Annotated in this window: 19 protein-coding genes; 5 read left to right on the top strand and 14 right to left on the bottom strand. The window is 71.9% G+C overall.

Annotation, left to right across the window (positions count from 1 at the left end; genetic code table 11):
- Positions 1-156 precede the first annotated feature (156 nt).
- The gene (locus B5D80_RS02375) at positions 157-783 is read right to left on the bottom strand and encodes a UbiX family flavin prenyltransferase (protein WP_088642066.1); all 627 of its coding nucleotides are present in this window, start codon (positions 781-783) and stop codon (positions 157-159) included.
- Positions 784-986: 203 nt separating this feature from the next.
- Between B5D80_RS02375 and B5D80_RS02370 the strand changes: the two genes are divergently transcribed.
- Positions 987-1,952 (top strand): terpene synthase family protein, encoded by a 966-nt coding sequence (locus tag B5D80_RS02370; protein WP_088642065.1) that lies wholly within the window; start codon positions 987-989, stop codon positions 1,950-1,952.
- A gap of 242 nt (positions 1,953-2,194) precedes the next feature.
- Here the strand turns inward: B5D80_RS02370 and mqnP are convergent, their stop codons facing one another.
- Complete coding sequence (mqnP, locus tag B5D80_RS02365) at positions 2,195-3,106, bottom strand: menaquinone biosynthesis prenyltransferase MqnP (protein WP_088642064.1); 912 nt, start codon at positions 3,104-3,106, stop codon at positions 2,195-2,197.
- The gene (locus tag B5D80_RS02360; protein ID WP_088642063.1) at positions 3,106-4,566 is read right to left on the bottom strand and encodes a menaquinone biosynthesis decarboxylase; all 1,461 of its coding nucleotides are present in this window, start codon (positions 4,564-4,566) and stop codon (positions 3,106-3,108) included. The genes mqnP and B5D80_RS02360 overlap by 1 nt, the downstream gene beginning before the upstream one ends.
- A gap of 178 nt (positions 4,567-4,744) precedes the next feature.
- Between B5D80_RS02360 and B5D80_RS02355 the strand changes: the two genes are divergently transcribed.
- Complete coding sequence (locus tag B5D80_RS02355; RefSeq protein ID WP_088642062.1) at positions 4,745-5,617, top strand: alpha/beta fold hydrolase; 873 nt, start codon at positions 4,745-4,747, stop codon at positions 5,615-5,617.
- 78 nt (positions 5,618-5,695) lie between these two features.
- On the opposite strand, the gene B5D80_RS02350 is transcribed toward B5D80_RS02355, so the two are convergent.
- The 3 genes from B5D80_RS02350 to B5D80_RS02340 form a co-directional block, all read right to left on the bottom strand.
- Complete coding sequence (locus tag B5D80_RS02350) at positions 5,696-6,577, bottom strand: nucleotidyl transferase AbiEii/AbiGii toxin family protein (protein ID WP_088642061.1); 882 nt, start codon at positions 6,575-6,577, stop codon at positions 5,696-5,698.
- The gene (locus B5D80_RS02345; RefSeq protein ID WP_088642060.1) at positions 6,574-7,158 is read right to left on the bottom strand and encodes a type IV toxin-antitoxin system AbiEi family antitoxin domain-containing protein; all 585 of its coding nucleotides are present in this window, start codon (positions 7,156-7,158) and stop codon (positions 6,574-6,576) included. Before B5D80_RS02345 ends, B5D80_RS02350 begins: the two co-directional genes overlap by 4 nt.
- A 121-nt stretch (positions 7,159-7,279) precedes the next feature.
- Positions 7,280-7,870, bottom strand: a complete 591-nt coding sequence (locus B5D80_RS02340) for a carboxymuconolactone decarboxylase family protein (RefSeq protein ID WP_245854169.1) — start codon at positions 7,868-7,870, stop codon at positions 7,280-7,282.
- Between the two features lie 35 nt (positions 7,871-7,905).
- On the opposite strand from B5D80_RS02340, the gene B5D80_RS02335 reads away from it, so the two are divergent.
- Positions 7,906-8,382, top strand: a complete 477-nt coding sequence (locus tag B5D80_RS02335) for a MarR family winged helix-turn-helix transcriptional regulator (protein ID WP_088642058.1) — start codon at positions 7,906-7,908, stop codon at positions 8,380-8,382.
- A 110-nt stretch (positions 8,383-8,492) separates the two neighbouring features.
- Here the strand turns inward: B5D80_RS02335 and B5D80_RS02330 are convergent, their stop codons facing one another.
- Together B5D80_RS02330 and B5D80_RS02325 are read right to left on the bottom strand one after the other, a co-directional pair.
- A complete protein-coding gene (locus B5D80_RS02330; RefSeq protein ID WP_088642057.1) occupies positions 8,493-8,681 on the bottom strand; it encodes a DUF397 domain-containing protein in 189 nt (62 codons plus the stop codon).
- On the bottom strand, positions 8,672-9,478 hold the full coding sequence (locus tag B5D80_RS02325) for a helix-turn-helix domain-containing protein (RefSeq protein ID WP_088642056.1): 807 nt from the start codon (positions 9,476-9,478) through the stop codon (positions 8,672-8,674). Before B5D80_RS02325 ends, B5D80_RS02330 begins: the two co-directional genes overlap by 10 nt.
- 298 nt (positions 9,479-9,776) lie before the next feature.
- Between B5D80_RS02325 and B5D80_RS02320 the strand changes: the two genes are divergently transcribed.
- Positions 9,777-9,998 carry a hypothetical protein gene (locus tag B5D80_RS02320; protein ID WP_088642055.1) on the top strand — a complete coding sequence of 74 codons (222 nt, stop codon included), beginning with the start codon at positions 9,777-9,779 and terminating at the stop codon, positions 9,996-9,998.
- Here B5D80_RS02320 and ccsB read toward each other — a convergent pair.
- From ccsB to hemL, 6 genes are read right to left on the bottom strand one after another with little or no spacing between them, the layout of a single operon-like run.
- Positions 9,964-10,977 carry a c-type cytochrome biogenesis protein CcsB gene (ccsB, locus tag B5D80_RS02315; RefSeq protein WP_088642054.1) on the bottom strand — a complete coding sequence of 338 codons (1,014 nt, stop codon included), beginning with the start codon at positions 10,975-10,977 and terminating at the stop codon, positions 9,964-9,966. The genes B5D80_RS02320 and ccsB overlap by 35 nt on opposite strands.
- Entirely contained in the window at positions 10,977-12,593 is a 1,617-nt protein-coding gene (gene resB, locus B5D80_RS02310) for a cytochrome c biogenesis protein ResB (protein WP_088642053.1), read from the bottom strand. Before resB ends, ccsB begins: the two co-directional genes overlap by 1 nt.
- Complete coding sequence (locus B5D80_RS02305) at positions 12,593-13,486, bottom strand: cytochrome c biogenesis CcdA family protein (RefSeq protein WP_088642052.1); 894 nt, start codon at positions 13,484-13,486, stop codon at positions 12,593-12,595. The genes resB and B5D80_RS02305 overlap by 1 nt, the downstream gene beginning before the upstream one ends.
- A complete protein-coding gene (locus B5D80_RS02300; RefSeq protein WP_088642051.1) occupies positions 13,486-14,061 on the bottom strand; it encodes a TlpA family protein disulfide reductase in 576 nt (191 codons plus the stop codon). Before B5D80_RS02300 ends, B5D80_RS02305 begins: the two co-directional genes overlap by 1 nt.
- 1 nt (position 14,062) lies before the next feature.
- Complete coding sequence (locus B5D80_RS02295) at positions 14,063-14,710, bottom strand: histidine phosphatase family protein (protein WP_088642050.1); 648 nt, start codon at positions 14,708-14,710, stop codon at positions 14,063-14,065.
- Between the two features lie 6 nt (positions 14,711-14,716).
- Positions 14,717-16,054: a glutamate-1-semialdehyde 2,1-aminomutase gene (hemL, locus tag B5D80_RS02290; protein WP_088642105.1), complete on the bottom strand. Its 1,338-nt coding sequence runs from the start codon at positions 16,052-16,054 to the stop codon at positions 14,717-14,719.
- A 169-nt stretch (positions 16,055-16,223) separates the two neighbouring features.
- Between hemL and B5D80_RS02285 the strand changes: the two genes are divergently transcribed.
- Positions 16,224-16,559 (top strand): STAS domain-containing protein, encoded by a 336-nt coding sequence (locus B5D80_RS02285; protein WP_088642049.1) that lies wholly within the window; start codon positions 16,224-16,226, stop codon positions 16,557-16,559.
- Positions 16,560-16,563 lie beyond the last annotated feature (4 nt).

Genomic DNA, 16,563 nt, shown 5'->3' with positions numbered 1-16,563 from the left:
CGAGACGGACGAGCGGGCCGGCCGACGAGGCCGGCCCGTCGCCGCTTGAACGGCTCCGGGCGGCGCGACCTGCTCGCCGTCCGGGTCCTGCGCCAGGGCCGGCCGGCAACCACCCGCGTGTGCTGATCCCGGGGCCGGCCGGCGGTCGGGGGCGGGTCAGCGGTCGGCGGCCAGCTCGCCCGACCAGCGGCGGAACAGGGTGTGCGGCACGCCCAGGGCGTCCAGCACCTTGCCGGCGACGAAGTCGACCAGTTGCTGTGCGGTGGCGGACGCCCCCGCGCCGTAGAAGCCGGGGCTGGCCGGCAGCACCACCGCGCCGGCGTCGTGCAGCGCGATCAGGTGTTCCAGGTGGCTGCGGGTCACCGGGGTCTCCCGGGGCACCAGCACCACCGGGCGTCGTTCCTTGAGGTTGACCTCGGCGGCGCGTTGCAGCAGGTCCTTCGACAGGCCGATGGCGATGCCGGCGCAGGCCGCCGTGCTGGCCGGCACGACCGCCATGCCGCGTACCCGGTAGGAGCCGCTGCTCGGGCCGGCGGCGATGTCGCCGGCCGGCCAGTGCCGCACGTCGTCGCCGGTGAGGTCCCGGCCCAGCCAGCCGGCGAGGTCCTCGGCCCAGTGGCCGTCCCGGAACGGCCGGCCGGTCTCGTCGAGGACGGTCAGCCGGGCGGCCCGGGACACGATCAGGTCCACCGGATGCCCGGCGTCGAGCAGCCCCCGGACGACGGCCGCCGCGTAGGGGGTGCCGGACGCCCCGGAAACCCCCACCACCCATGGTTCGCGCATACGCCCAGCCTGCCTGGTGTACGCCGACCGCCGACGCCCGCCCCCGCAATCGCCCCCGTCGGCACGGTGCGGGACCGGCCGGTCGACCCACCGTCGCCGTACCGGTGGCCGGGGCCTCCGGCGGCAGGCCCCGACGGCACGTCAGCGCCGGACCTGCGATGCTGCGCACGGATGATCCACACGGTACGGGGGAGACATCGGTAATGGTCGACGAGATCCTCTGGTCGTTACGGTCGGCGTGTCCGATCCCGTCCCGGCTCTCCCCGTACGCCGACGGGGTGCAGGAGTGGTTGCTGGAGCTGCTGCCCCGGCTGGGTCTGCCGTTGGGTGCCGAGGCGCTGCACCGGCTCGACCGGGCCGGCTTCGCCAGGTACGCAGGCCGCCTCTACCCGGACGCCAGCGAGCCGGACCTGCGTACCGTGTCGGCCCTGTTCACCTGGTTCTTCCTGGTCGACGACGCCTGCGACGGGCCGGACCGGCTGCCCTCGGAGCAGATCCGGGCGCTGCGCCGCGGGACGTTGACCCTGCTGCACGACGGGCCCCGACGGCGGCACCCGGGATTCGGGGGGCCGCTGCGCCGGCTGCTGGTCGAGGCGTGGCGGATGCCCCGCCGCCGGATGCCGGCCCGCTGGCGGCTGCGGTTCGCCGACGCGGTCGGCGACCACCTGGACGGCAACTGGCGGGAGGCGGTGGCGAAGGAGAGCGGCCGGACACCCGGCGTGGCCGAGTACGTGGCGCTGCGCCGGGCCACCTCGGCGGCGTACGTGTCGTACCCGCTGATCGAGTTCGTCGGGGGCCGGGCGCTACCGGACGCGGTCTACCACCATCCGCTGCTGCGCCGGATCGGTGAACTCGGCAACGACCTGCTCTCCTGGTACAACGACCTCGCCTCGATGGAACGGGACCGGACCACCTCCGGCGGGCACAACCTGGTGCTGGCGCTCGCCGACGAGCGGAACGTGCCGGTGGAGCGGGCCGCCGAGCTGGTCGCCGACCGCTGGCGGGACACGATGACCCGGTTCCAGGTGCAGTGCGGGGCCGTCCCGTCGTTCGGCCCGGCGTTGGACGACGCCGTCGCCGCCCACCTCGACGGCATCGCGAACGCCGTCCGGGGCACCATCGACTGGACCCTGGAAAGCGCCCGCTACCCCGTCCACCCCCACCCCTGACACCCCACCCCGCCCCGCCCCCCTGCCCCGCCTCACCCCGCCCCCCGCCCCGCCTCGCCCCGGTGATCAAGAGGTTTGCGTCAAGTTTGATCTCCACGTTGACGCAAACCTCTTGATCACCTGACGCAAACCTCTTGATCACCGAGGGCAGCGGACGGGGCGGGGCGCAGAGCAGGACCAGGACCGGGCCGGGTGGCGGCGGGGCGCCGGACCCGAGACGGGTAGCGGGAGAGAGCGTGGGGTCAGGCGCGGAGGTCGAGGCGGATCACCAGGTCGAGCAGGGCGAAGACGAACAGGGCGATGCCGACGAAACCGTTGGCGGTGAAGAACGCCCGGTTGACCCGGCTCAGGTCGGTCGGGGTGACCACCACGTGCTGGTAGCCGAAGGCGACCGCGGTGAGCGCCAGCCCGATCCACCAGGGCCAGCCGAAGCCGACCAGCGCACCGAACCAGATGAACAGCGCGAACGTCACCACGTGCGCCACGGTGGAGGCGTGCAGGGCGAACCGCCGGCCGTAGCGGGCGGGGACGCTGCGTACCCCGATCCGGCGGTCGACCTCGTCGTCCTGGCAGGCGTAGATCAGGTCGAAGCCGCCGATCCACAGGCCGACGGCCGCGCCGAGCAGCCAGGCCGGCCCCGAGCCGGCGAAGGTGCCGGTGACGGCGAGCCAGGCGCCGACGGGGCCGACGGCCTGGGCGACCGCCAGAATGGCGTGCGGCCAGTCGGTGAACCGCTTGCCGTAGGGGTAGACGACCAGCGGGATCACGGCGAGCGGGGCGAGCACCAGGCAGAGCGGGTTGAGCAGGGCGGCGGCGGCGAGGAAGACCACCAGGGCGACGGCCGCGCCGGTCCAGGCCGTCCGCACGCTCACCGCCCCGGTGACCAGTTCCCGCCCGGCGGTACGCGGGTTCCGGGCGTCGATCCGCCTGTCGAGGATGCGGTTGGCGGCCATGGCGAACGTCCGCGCGCCGACCATCGCCACGGTGATCAGCAGCAGGTCTCCCCAGCGCACCCGACCACCGTTGACCTGCATCGCGGTCAGCGCCGACAGGTACGCGAACGGCAGCGCGAAGACGGAGTGCTCGATCGCGACGAGCTTGAGGAAGGACTTGACCCGGCCGGGGCGGGCGGCGGGGGCGACGGCGGTGGCCATCAGAGCCCGTACTCCTTCCAGCGCTTGTCGACCAGCGAGGTGACCTCCGGGGACATGGTCATCTCCTCCGGCCAGCCCCGGGTGTAGCCCTCGGCGGGCAGCTTGCGGGTGGCGTCGACGCCTACCTTGCCGCCCCAGAACTGCTGGTAGGAGGCGTGGTCGAGGTGGTCCACGGGGCCCTCGGTGAGCAGCAGGTCGCGGGCGTAGTCGACGTTGCCGAAGGCGCGGAACGCGACCTCGTTGTAGTCGTGCACGTCGCAGTCGGAGTCGACGATCACGATCAGCTTGGTCAGCGACATCAGGTGCGCGCCCCAGATCGCGTTCATGACCTTCTGCGCGTGCTTGGGGTAGCGCTTGTTGATCGACACGATCGCGCAGTTGTGGAACACCCCGGCGGCCGGCAGGTCGTAGTCGACGATGTCCGGGATCAGCAGCTTGAGCAGCGGTTGGAAGATCCGCTCGGTGGCCTTGCCGAGGCCGTGGTCCTCCTGTGGCGGCTTGGAGGTGACGATCGAGTGGTAGACCGGGTTGCGCTGCATGGTCATCGTCTCGACGTGCAGCACCGGGAACGGCTCGACCGGGGTGTAGAAACCGGTGTGGTCGCCGAACGGCCCCTCGGGCAGCCGCTCGCCGGGTTCGAGGTAGCCCTCCAGCACGATCTGCGCGTGCGCCGGCACCTGCAACGGGACGGTGAGGCAGTCGACCATCTCGACCCGTTCGCCGCGCAGGAACCCGGCGAACAGGTATTCGTCGATGTCACCGGGGAGCGGCGCGGAGGCGGCGTAGCTGACCACCGGGTCGCAGCCGATGGCGATGGCGACCGGCAGCCGCTGGCCGAGCCGTTCGGCGACCGCGTGGTGGGCGGTGGAGTCCTTGTGGATCTGCCAGTGCATACCGAGCGTGTTGCGGGAGTGCTGCTGGAGCCGGTAGAGCCCCAGGTTGCGCTTGCCGGTTTCCGGGTGCTTGGTGTGGGTCAGTCCGTAGTTGTGGAAGATCCCGCCGTCGCCGGGCCAGACCTGGAGGCCGGGCAGCCGGTCGAGGTCGACGTCGTCGCCGGAGTAGACCACCTCCTGGCAGGGGGCGGTCTTCACCTTGCGCGGTGGCACCGACTTGAGCTGCATGACCTTGCCGAGGCCCTCGCGGATGCCGGACCAGCCGACCGGCAGCTCCGGCTTGATCAACGCGCCGATCCGGTCGCCGATCTCGTCGAGCGAGTCGACGCCGAGCGCCATCGCCATCCGCTTCTCGGTGCCGAACAGGTTGATCGCCACCGGCATCTCACCCCGGGTGGGCCGCTCGAACAGCAGCGCCGGCCCGCCGGCCCGGACCGTCCGGGTGACCACCTCGCTGATCTCCAGCGTGGGGTCCACCGGGACGGTCACCCGCCGCAGCTCGCCCGCGCGCTCCAGCGCCGCGAGGAAGTCCTTGAGATCGGTGTACGGGAAGCCACGAGCCGCCATACGGCCAGTCTCCCGCACCCCGACCGGCAGCGCCCACGCCGGGTACGCCCCGGCGGTGTGCGCCTGCCCACCCGGACCGGCACGCCAACCCGCGCGGGCGTGCGCGTCTCTCCGGCCGGCGGCTGCTCGTTGCACGGGTGACGGCCGGTCGGGCCGCGGCGTCGGGACGGGGGCGGGGATGGGCGACGGACGGGTTCCGGCGGGCTTCACCGAGCAGCAGGCGCAGGTCGGTGACGTGGCGATCAACTACGTCCGGGGCGGGCGGGGGCCGACCCTGGTGCTGCTGCACGGCTATCCGCAGTGCTGGCGGATGTGGCGGGCGCTGCTGCCGGAGCTGGCCGCGACGTACCAGGTGGTCGCCCCCGACCTGCGCGGTTTCGGCGGCAGCGACGCCCCACCCGGCGGGTACGACAAGAAGACCGTCGCCGCCGACCTGCACGGGCTGTTGACCGGGCTGGGCCTGGCCGACGACATCCGGCTGGTCGGTCACGACGTGGGCACCATGGTCGCGTACGCCTATGCCGCCGCCCACCCGGACACGGTGTTCCGGTTGGTGCTGACCGAGGCACCGATCCCGGACGAGAGCATCTACACGTTTCCCGCGTTGAGCACGGCCGGGCCGGCGGTGTGGAACTTCGGATTCTTCAACGTCATCAACGGCCTGCCGGAGGAGTTGGTCGCCGGCCGGGAGGCACGCTGGGTGGACCGCTTCACCGACTCGATCATGGTGAACAAGGGCAGTATCGGCCCGGACGACATCGCGGAGTACGCCCGGCACCTCACCGACCCGGCCCACCTGCGGGCCAGCTTCGACTACTTCCGGGCCTTCGCGCAGGACGTCGCGGACAACGCCGCGTACCGGAAGAACCCGCTGCCGATGCCGGTGCTGGCCGTCGGCGCGGCGGCCAGCCTCGGCGGCCAGGTCGCCGAGCAGGTACGCCGCTACGCCCGCACGGTCGACGGACGGGTGGTCGACGACAGCGGCCACTGGCTGTTCGAGGAGCGCCCCGCCGAGCTGACCGCCCTGCTACTCCCCTTCCTGCACGGCTGACAGCCCTCGCTCTGGCGGGAACTGCCCGCGACAGCGAGCCCTGTCGCGCTGAAGTGCGGGTTCGCGTCCCGCATGGTGTCAACGATCCGCTGTAGCACGAGCCTGCGCCCAGTGCCCTGAGATAATCTTGTGCGCCTCGACGGCAGACGTCACCGCCAGTCCGATCTCCGCAGCCAGGACTTCGTATCGGACGTTCCACGATGGTGGCGGTTCGGGCAGATCATCCGGCACGGTGTGGGTACCCCGGATGGAGAAGACGTGGTGGACTCGTCTGACCAGCGATTCGTCGGCCAGCACGCCGTCCTCCACCAGCAGGACGAGGTCGACCAGATCCCTGACCCGGGTGGACAGCCCGGTCTCGTAGAGCCGCGTCAGGGCATGCAGCTTTTCGGCGTACTGCTGCCGCAGGTCAGCTACCCAGATCACCCGGGTGGGGATGGCGGCGAACGCCAGGTCGTCCGGCAGTTCGAGCAGCTCGACGCCGCCAAGCTCCTCGGGACGCGCCACCACGTCCAACTTGAGTGTGGCGAAGAGTTGGCCGGCAAGGCGGCCCTCGACCGGGAAACGCCAGGCCGGACGGCCGTACGCGTCGTCGCGTAGCCGGGTCGGCGCGGCGGCCGAGTAGATGAACCCGTCACCGTCAGGGTCGGTGAGCAGTGCCTCGATGAGCGCCTCGTGGAGTTCCGTTCCGTCAGCCGGGTCCGCTACCAGGCCCGGCCTTATCACCAGGTCGACATCGCGGGTCGATCGTGCAAGCCCGGGCCGTCGCAGCTCGACCGCCATCCCGCCCTTGAGTACCCAGGCATCGGTGTTCTGGTGAACGAGGCGCACCAGGAGCCGGGTGAAGGCAAGGCGACGACGGAGCCAGTTGGGGTCCCTGCCGAGCAGTCGCGCACGTTCGAGGATGCGGTTGTCGACGGCAGCACGCAGCGCGGAAGCCGTCGAGTATCTCCTGCTCATCGACCTGTCGCCGCCAGGGCGATATGCGCACCCAGCTCCGCCGTCGGACCCAACTCCGTGGCGGCGGCACGCAGACGCCGTGCAGTGGTGAGGCCCCGGCTGAGCGCCTCGGCGACAGCACCGTCGAGCCACTGTTGCTCGATCCTTGCCTGTGCGCACTCGGCAAGTGCGCGACTCGGGGTCGTCACCCGGAACCCTTCTCGATCTTCGATGTCCGCCTCGGGGGGAAGCGGTCGGTGCAGGACGATCTCCGGAGCCGAGCGTCGGAACCGCGCGGGAACCGACAGATGCACCCTGGCCGGGTCGAGATCACCAAGGTCGTGCACGGAGAGCGCGCTGGCATGACTCACCACGCCCACCGCCCCGCTCCACAGCACCCAACGGACGAGATGGTCCGCCGGATGCGCCGGCCAATCCATCAGCCGGAAAACTCCCCGGTCGACCCGCACCCAGTTGCCGTGATCAACGTGGTGTTTCTGCGCCTGATACGAGTATCCAATTTCCCGAGCCTGCGCGGCGGTGACGTAGCCGTGCTGACGGGCAGCAAGCTGGAACAGCGCTCGCCGGTTCGATGTTGACACTCGCCAAGGCTACCAACCTAAAGAAAAGATTTAGTTTCCGGTCAGGTGAAGCCGAAGAACTAAAGTTGTTTTTTATTTTCGTGCCAGCGCAAGGTGTCCGTCCTCGACGGCAGCCGGTCGGTCAGGCCGCCGGCTCCCAGGCGTACGCGGCGAGGGGCGGGTCGAGCGGGGCGCGGGTGAGCCGGTTGGCGAGGGTCGAGATGGTGTACGTCCCGACCCCGAGCACCACGTCGAGGGCGTGCCGGGGCCGGTAGCCGGCGTCGAGGAAGGCGGTCAGTTCGTCGTCCGGCACGTCACCGGCGTGGTCGAGGACGGCGAGGGTGAACCGGCGCAGCGCCGCCAGCCGGGGTTCGGGCAGCTCGGTGCCGTCGCGCAGTGCGGCGATCAGATCAGCAGCGGCACCCAGCCGGTGCAGGGTGGCGGTGTGCATCGCCACGCAGAGGTGGCACCGGTTGCGGGTGGCGACGGCCAGCACCACCACCTCCCGTTCGACGGGCGCGAGGTCGGTGGTCTCGAAGGTCGCGGAGGCGGTCAGGAACCCCTTGAGTAGTTCGGGGGATTCGGCCATCAGCCCGACCGCGCCGGGCAGGTGGCCGAGCTTCCGCTGTACGCCGACCATGGTCGGCCGGGCGGCGTCGGGCGCGGTGTCGAGGGTGTGCGTGGTGAAGCCGGGTCGGGACATGGCGGTGTACCCCTCAAGTACGATAGTCAACGTGGTTGTCCAAACAGTAAACCAGGTTGTCGAACATGTCGACTGGTGACCCCGAGCGCCGCGGTTTCGTGTTGCCGCTGCTGCTGCTCGCCGGGTTCCGCAGCCTCGTCGACGACCTGCACGCCGAGTTGGCCCGACAGGGGCACCCCGAGCTGCGACCGGCACACGGCTTCGTGCTCCAGGCCGTCGGCGTCACCGGAACCACGGCGTCCGACCTGGGCCACCGCCTCGGCGTGTCGAAGCAGGCCGCCGGCAAGACCGTCGACCGGCTGGTGACCCTCGGCTACCTGGAACGCGCCGACGACCCGGCCGACGCCCGCCGGAAGCTGATCCGGATGACCGAAAAAGGCGTCGACGGGCTGCGCCGCTCGGCGACGATCTTCGACGCGCTACGGGAGCGGTGGGTGGGCCGGCTCGGCGCGGAGCGGGTGGCCGCCCTGGAGGACGACCTGCGGGCGGTCACCCCGCCGGATTCCTTCCGACTCGACGTCCCCGGCTGGTTCGGTAGCTGAAACGCCCTCCGGGCACACCTGCCCGACGACCGACGCGGACGTCAGGAACGCGCCCGGAGTCACCGGTGGGCCGGCCTGGGCGACGGGAGTGCCCGCCGGTCGGCGGACGGTCAGTGGCGGCGGGTCTGCGCGACGAAGGCCCGCCAGGCGGCCGGGGCGAAGGTCAGCACCCCGCCGTCGCGGTCCTTGGAGTCCCGGACGTGCACCCGACCGGGCAGGTTGTCGGCGACCTCGACGCAGGCGCCGGAGTCGTTGCCGCTGCGGGTGGCCTTGCGCCACCGGGCGTCGGTCAGATCCATGGCCTCACGATCTCCTCAAGCAGGTCGATCGACTGCTGTCGGGGCAGCGCCTCACTGCGCAGAGTTTCCCATCTTCCCAGCAGGGTCGCCACCCCGTCGATGTCGTCCACCACCGTGCCACCGGTCTGCGTGTCGAGAAAGCCCACCCAGTCGCCCTCGGCCGAGCAGCCGAGGATGAACGGCCCGAAAAGGCCCGCATGCAATCCGACCGTAGCCGGCAGGACGTGCACGTTGACGTGTGGCCGGCGGGCGCACTCGACCAGGTGCCGGAGCTGACCGGCCATCACCTCGGCGCAGCCCTCGGCGAACCGGCGGAGCGCGGTCTCCTCGATCACGGCGGTGAGCTGCGGCGCGTGCTCCCGGTCGAGGATCTCCTGCCGGACGAGTCGGGCTGCCACCAACTCCTCGATCCGCTCCGCGGTGTAGCTGAGATCGAGTCGGAAGCCTGCCCGCGCGTAGTCGGCGGTCTGCAACAGGCCCGGCACCATGGTCGCGCCGAAGCAGCGTAGCTGGGTCGCCGTCCGCTCGGCCTCCAGCCACGGGCGGAACCACACCGGCTCACCGTCGCGCCGCCCCAACTCCCGCAGGGCGACGAAGAGGCCGCCGCTGTCGAACACGTCGTCGGCACGCTTCAGGTAGGCGTGGTTCGGCACGACCTGCCCCAGCTCCACCGCCGACACCGTCGACGGGGAGTAGTGCACCCGGCGGCCGAACTCCTCCTGGGTCAGGCCGGCGGTCGCCCGCGACCGGCGCAACTGGGCCCGGATCAGCTCCGCCGTCGACACCTGCTCGCTCATCCGGCACTCCTATCGGGACGGCGACCGTCCACCCGGCAGCGGACGGAATCACCGTGTCGCAGAGTAGTCATCAGGAAGCGCCCTGTCAGACCCCGCCGCTCCACAGTCCCGCCAGCATTTCCCGACCCCGCTCCAGCACCGCTCCCGAATCCCCGGCATCCAGGGGAGGTCCGGCGACGCCCGCTCACCGATTCCGGGCTCTGCAATTCGTATAACTACACTTCTAAGAACTGTAGTTATACGTTCCGCAGGCCGTGGGGCGTCGACACAGCCCGCTTCTCCGGCGGAGGATGGGCGCATGGACGACGCGTACACGGTGGGCGATCCCGACGGCCTCTCCCCGCTCCAGCGGGAGATCCGCGACGCGGTGGCCCGGGAGCTGCACGCCCAGCTCGCCCTGCGGGCCGAGCGCCTCGACCTGGCCGACGTGCCGGAGGTCGCCTACCAGGTGACCCTGGGCGTCGACCGGGTGCTCACCGGCCGGCTCACTCCACCCCGGCGTACGAGTGCAGGCCGGTGAAGAAGAAGTTCACCCCGAACAGGTTCATCAGAACGGTCAGGAAGCCGAGCACCGCGATCCAGGTCGCCACGTTGCGCCGGACGCTGGGCGTGGCGCGGGCGTGCAGGTAGCCGGCGTAGACCACCCAGGAGATGAACGCCCAGGTCTCCTTCGGGTCCCAGCCCCAGGCCCGACCCCAGGCCGCCTCGGCCCAGATCGCGCCCGCGATCACCGCGAACGTGAAGATCGGGAACGAGAAGGCGTGCAGCGCGAAGGTCAGCCGCTCCAGGTCGGCCGCCCCGGGCAGCCGCCGGGCCAGCGTGTACGGGAAGCTGCGCCGCCCCTGCTCGTAGCCGTTGCGCAGCAGGAACGACACCGCCGGCACCACGCCCAGCAGGAAGATGCCCGACGAGAAGACGATCGTCGACACGTGGATGATGAACCAGTACGACTGGAGCGCCGGCATCAGCGGCACCACCGGGACGTAGAGCTTCAGCTCGGCGAAGGCCAGCAGCAGCACCATGACCAGGGTGAGGAACAGCCCGAGCCGGCGCAGTGACGGGCGCTTCCAGAGCACCACGAGCCAGGCGGCGGTCCCGATCCAGGTGACCGTCAGCACGAACTCGTACATGTTGCCCCAGGGCATCCGGTCGGCCGCGATGCCCCGGGTGACCAGTGCGCCCAGGTGCAGTGCGGCGGCGAGGACGGTCAGCCCGGCGGCGATCCGCCCGGCCAGCCTGGCCCGCCCCGCCGACCGGCTCGGCCTGGTCGACGGCGGCGTGCCTGCGGGGGCCGTGGTCGCGGGGGCGTCGACCACCGGCCCGTCGACCTTGTCGACACCCGCGCCGCCGACGCCCGCGCCGACCAGTTCCCGCGCCGGGGTGATCCGGGCCGACACCGCGCGGACGTTACCCAGGGCGTACTCGACGGCGTGGCTGATCATCGCGACCAGGTACACCAGGATCGCGAACGTCACCAACTGGTCGGAGACTGCGGACATCACTCGACTCCCTCTCGCGCCCGCCGGTCGGGCCGCCCGTCGTCGCGTACCGCAGCGACGAGAGACGCGAACTCCTCGGCGAACCCTGGATGCTCGGTGCGCGGCAGCCCACCGGCCGACACCAAGCTACTACCGCCCGTCGGAGATCCACTGTCGGGGGGCGTAACCCGGAACCAGACCCGCCGCCGACGGCCGAACAGCGAGCCCATCAGCCCGACCAGCAGCACCACGCAGGCCCCCAGCATCAGCTCCTCGCCCGGGTCGTGCCGGACGGAGAGGGTGACGTACCGCTTGGTGCCGAGGAACTCCAGCTTGCTGCCGTCGTCCAGGGTCCACGTCTCGCCCGGGGCCAGCTTTCTGTCGCCGACCTGCTTGAGCTTGCCGTTGGTCACCTGCCGCCGGTCGAGCTGGTAGACCGAGCCGGGGATGCCGGCGTCCAACCCCAGGTTGCCCCGGTAGGCGGCCAGCACCACGGCCGGGTTGCGTTCCTCGGGGAACCGCGACGAGACGAACGGCGCGGTGTCCGGGGCGGTCGGCAGGTACAGCCCCTCGAAGGCGACCTGCTGGTTCGCGTCCCGGCGGCCGGTCGCCGGGTCGACGTTGGCGTCCGGGAAGGCGGCCACCCCCTCGCTGGTGAGGTTGGCGTCGCCGCTGGTCAGGAACGGCACCGTGCTGGTCTGGCTGCGGCCGTACCGGTCGGTGTATTTCAGGATCGGGGCGTAGCCGTGGCCCAGCAGGTAGACGTTCGCCGAGCCGAGCCGCAGCGGCGAGTTGACCGAGAAGTCGGCGGTCCGCCGGTCCGAGCCGTCCGGCCGGTCGACGGTCACCGTGGCGCGGTAGCTCTCCGGCTGCCCGGACGGCAGGAACCGGGCGTCGAAGTTGTCCAGGGTGAGGCAGAACGGCGGCAGGTCGGCGCTGTCGACGCGCGGGCCCAGCTTCGCCTCGGCGTACTGCTGGCGGGTGTTGCAGAAGGCCTCGTCGGCGACGAGCAGGCGGTTGCCGTGCCAGCCGTACCACGAGCCGAGCGCGACCCCGATCAGCACGGCGACCAGCGAGGTGTGGAACAGCAGGTTGCCGGTCTCCTTGAGGTAGCCCTTCTCGGCGGAGACCTCGTTGCCGCGCACCTGCACCCGCCACCGGCGGCGACGCAGCACGGCGGCGATGGCCTGCGGGTCGGCGGCCCCCGGCGCTTCCAGCACGGTGTGCTGCGGCAGCCGGTCCATCCGCTTGGGCGCGGCCGGCGGCCGGGCCCGCAACGCGCGCACGTGGTCGCGCATCCGGGGCAGGATGCACCCCACCAGCGAGGTGAACAGCAGCAGGTAGATGGCGGAGAACCAGACCGAGCCGAACACCTCGAACGCGCCGATCCGGTCGAGCTGCGGGGCGAGGTCCGGGTGCTCGACGAAGTACCTGTCGACGTTCTCCGGGTTGACCCCGCGCTGCGGCAGCACCGAGCCGGGGATGGCCGCGACCGCGAGCAGGAACAGCAGGATCAACGCGGTACGCATGCTGGTGAGCTGCCGCCACGAGTTGCGCAGCAGGGCCAGCAGCGGATTCGGCCGGCGGCGGGGGGCCTCGGCGGGTGGGCTGGCCGGGCGGTCCTCGACGGTCGTCATCAGATGCTCACCTCGCCGGGGCCCACGGTCGTCTGCAACCAGATCACGAAGTTCTGCCAGCCGCCGGTGACCAGCGCCAGGCCGATCAGGATCAGCAGCACCCCGCCGATCCGGGTCACCCACCTGCTGTTGCGCCGGACCGCGCGGAACACCCCGAGCAGCCGGTGGAAGCCCAACCCGAAGACCACGAATGGCAACCCCAACCCCAGGCAGTACGCCACCGCCAGCACCACCGCCCGGTCGGTCTGCCCACCGGTGGCGGCCATCCCCAGCACCGCACCCAGCGTCGGGCCGGTGCACGGCATCCAGCTCAGCGCGAACACCGCGCCGAGCACCGGCGCGCCGAGCAGCCCGGCGGCGGGCAGCCGCCGGATGCGCAGTTCCCGCTGCATGCCGGGGAGCACCCCCAGGTAGCTCAGCCCGAGCAGGACGATCAGCGCGCCGATGACGACCTGGAAGGTGCGCTCGTAGTCGAAGAAGATCCGGCCGAACCCGGCGAACAGGATCGCGGTGGCGGTGAAGACGACGGTGAACCCGGCGATGAACAGCAACGTCCCGGCCAGCACCCGGCCCTTGACCGCCGCCACCGGCCGGGCCGCCGTCCGGGTCGCCGTCGCCGTCGCCGTCGCCGTCGCCGTCGCCGTCGTGCCGTCCGCGCCGCCGGCCGGTGCCGCCCCACCGCCGTCGGGGTCGGGTCCGCCGCCGGCCGGGGTGGTCGGCCGGGCGCGGCCCTCCAGGTCGGTGCCGGCCAGCCCGGTCACGTACGACAAATAGCCGGGCATCAGCGGCAGCACGCACGGGGACAGGAAGCTGACCAGCCCGGCGAGCGCCGCCGCGCCGATGGCCAGCAGCAGCGGGCCGGACTGGGCGAGTTCGCGGAACGTCTCGCCCATCAGCGGGAACCGGTCGACGCCGGCTCTTCGGCGGCGATCCGCTCGACGATCGGGCGCAGCCCGTCGGTGGTGACGGCGGCCCGGATCACGGTGGCGATCCGGCCCTGCCGGTCCAGCACGACGGTGGCCGGGATGGTGTTCGGCGGGATGTCCAGGGCCAGCGCCAGCCGGCTGGCCGGGTCGAACAGGCTCGGGTACGTGACCCGGCCCTCCTCGAAGGCGATCGCCTTGTCCCGGCTGTCCTGCACGTTGATGCCGAGGAAGGTCACCCCGGACGCCCTGGTGGCCTGGTAGGTGGCCTCCAGGTCGTCGGCCTCGGCGCGGCAGGGCGCGCACCAGGAACCCCAGAAGTTGACCACCACCACCTGACCCCGGGCCTGGGAGACGTCGTACCGGCCGCCGGTGAGCAGGTCACCGGCGATCGTCGGGGCGGCGGACCGTTGGTCGGGGGCGCACTCGACGATGCCGCCGTTGTTGGCGCAGCGGCTCTCCTCGCTGCCGGAGGAGCAGCCGACCAGCGCCGCCCCGGCGGTGACGGCGGCGAGCAGGACGGCCAGCGGCCTCCGGAAACGCATCTCAGGCCCCCTTGGCCGTCCGGGCTGTCGCGGACATGGCGATCAGGTGGGCGGCCGGTTCGGAGTACCCGATCCCGACCACCTTCGCCCCGTCGAAGTGGAAGGAGGTGAGGCTGGCCAGCCCGCACTGCCGGCGGCGCGGGTCGTGCCAGAGCCGCTTGCGCTCGACGTAGCGGCGCAGCGTCCAGATGGGGAGCTGGTGGGAGACGATGACCGCCTCGCGCCCCTCGGCGGCCACCCGGGCGGCGTGCAGCCCGGCGAACATCCGCTCGGCGATGGCCCGGTACGCCTCGCCCCAGCTCGGGGTCACCGGGTCGCGCAGCACCCACCAGTTGCGCGGGTCGCGGAACGAGCCGTCGCCGGGCGAGACCTTCTTGCCCTCGAACCAGTTGGCGCTCTCGATCAGCCGCTCGTCCACCCCGACCGGGAGCCCGAACTGGCCGGCGATCGGCTCGGCGGTCTGCTGGGCGCGTTCCAGCGGGCTGGCCACCACGTGCACGATCTCCCGCTCGGCGACCGCCTGGGCGGCGGCCTTGGCCATCTGCACGCCCAGCTCCGACAGCCGGAAGCCGGGCAGCCGGCCGTAGAGGATCTGGTCCGGGTTGTGCACCTCGCCGTGCCGCAGCACGTGGACGACGGTCTTGCTCATTGGTGTTTACCCCCCGCTGCCTGCCGCTGCCGCTGCTGTCGCCGCGCCGGGCAGGGCGGCGGCGATGTGCTCCAGGGCGGCGTCGTCGAGCGCCGCCGACACGAACCACGACTCGAACGCGCTCGGCGGCAGGTAGACGCCGGCGGCGAGCATCGCGTGGAAGAACGCCTTGAACGCGGGCACCTGCTGGGTGCGGGCGCTGTCGTAGTCCACCACGTCGGCGTCGGTGAAGAAGATCGAGAACATGCTGCCCGCGTACGACAGGCGGTGCGGGACCCCGGCGGCGGCCAGCGCGTCGGCGGCGAGCTTGCCCACGACGGCGGCGGTGTCGTCGAGCCTGCGGTAGAGGGCGTCGTCGGCGAGCCGCAGGGTGGCCAGGCCGGCGGCGCAGGCCAGCGGGTTACCGGAGAGGGTGCCGGCCTGGTAGACCGGGCCGGCCGGGGCGAGCCGGGACATGATCTCCGCGCGCCCGCCGAAGGCCGCGGCGGGCAGTCCGCCCCCCATCACCTTCCCGTACGTCCACAGGTCGGCGTCCGACGGGTCGAGGCCGTGCCAGCCGGAGCGGGAGACCCGGAACCCGGTCATCACCTCGTCGACGATGAGCAGCGCGCCGTGGGCGTGGGCGATGGCGGCGAGCCGGGAGTTGAAGCCGTCGCGGGGGGCGACCACGCCCATGTTGCCGGCGGCGGCCTCGGTGATGACCGCTGCGATGTGCGGGCCCTGCGCGGCGAACGCCGCCTCGACGGCGGTGAGGTCGTTGTAGGGCAGCACGATGGTGTCGCCGGCCGCCGCGCCGGTGACCCCGGGCGAGTCGGGCAGGCCGAGGGTGGCGACGCCGGAGCCGGCGGCGGCGAGCAGCCCGTCGGAGTGGCCGTGGTAGCAGCCGGCGAACTTGATGATCTTGGATCGGCCGGTGAAGCCGCGGGCCAGCCGGATCGCCGACATGGTCGCCTCGGTGCCCGAGTTGACCAGCCGTACCTGCTCGACCGGGGTGCGGTCGACGATCTCGGCGGCCAGCTCCACCTCACCCGGGGTGGGGGTGCCGAAGCTGGTGCCGAGGGTGGCGGCCTCCCGCACCGCCTCGACCACCTCGGGGTGGGCGTGGCCCAGGATCAGCGGCCCCCAGGAGCAGACCAGGTCGACGTAGCGTCGCCCGTCGGCGTCGTACAGCCAGGGGCCCTCCCCCCGGACCATGAAGCGCGGGGTGCCGCCGACGGCACGGAACGCGCGCACGGGGGAGTTGACCCCGCCCGGCACGATGGCGCGGGCGCGGTCGAACAGGGCCTCGGAGGCCGGCGCGTCGGCGGGGTAACGGCCGGTGCCGGCGGAAAAGGTATCGGTCACGATGCGGCCCATTGTGTCAGCGCCGGCCGGGGAATCCGCAGCCACCCCGGGGCCGGGTTACCCGGCTCACCTCACCCGACGCCGGTGCCGGAGCTGCCGCCCGCGCGGTGGTCGGCACGGCGGATCGTCTCACCGGGCCGGGTTGGCGGGATCGCGATAGGCTGACGGCGTGGATCGTGCCGAGCTGTCCATCACGGTACACCGGACGGGCGACGAAGTGGTGCTGCGCCTGGCCGGTGAGATCGACATGCTCACCGCCGCCCAGCTGTCGACCGTCGTGAACGAGGTGCTCGCCGATCCTCCGCCGCGCATCGTGCTCGACCTGGCCGGGGTGACCTTCTGCGACTCGCAGGGGCTGGGCACGCTGGTGGTGCTCAGTCGCAAGGCCAGCCACTCCCAGTGCCTGTTGATGCTGAGCAACGTGGGCGACTTCCTGCTCCGCGTCCTCGACATCACCGGCCTCCGTTCCGCCCTGATGATCCGTAACGAGACCCCCTCCGGCTGACCGG

Source organism: Micromonospora wenchangensis (genome assembly GCF_002210435.1).
Classification (GTDB): domain Bacteria; phylum Actinomycetota; class Actinomycetes; order Mycobacteriales; family Micromonosporaceae; genus Micromonospora; species Micromonospora wenchangensis.
The sequence above is the reverse complement of the archived record's forward strand: the minus strand, read 5'-3'. Positions and strand labels throughout refer to the sequence as shown.